The 215-nt window shown below is 52.1% G+C and carries 1 protein-coding gene; it reads right to left on the bottom strand.

Annotation, left to right across the window (positions count from 1 at the left end; genetic code table 11):
* On the bottom strand, positions 1-215 hold a 215-nt coding region (locus CWB99_RS23630), incomplete at both ends, for an RHS repeat-associated core domain-containing protein (RefSeq protein ID WP_283235379.1).

Raw genomic sequence — 215 nt, forward strand, 5'->3', positions numbered from 1 at the left:
TATAACTCAGCGGATTATTCAGCACATAAGAATACGCATTGTAATTCTGCAAATTACTCGGCGCCTGCACCACCGGATCTGCCTGCATAAACCGGCCGGTCTCTGAGTCGTAAATCCGACCATTCATATGAATGATGCGGTTGTCGCCGCCCAGTGTGATGGGCTCGTGGCCTGTGTAGCTGCGGCTGTTTTTCGGCACCCGGGTGAATATTCCC

The organism is Pseudoalteromonas rubra (assembly GCF_005887095.1).
GTDB lineage: Bacteria > Pseudomonadota > Gammaproteobacteria > Enterobacterales > Alteromonadaceae > Pseudoalteromonas > Pseudoalteromonas rubra_E.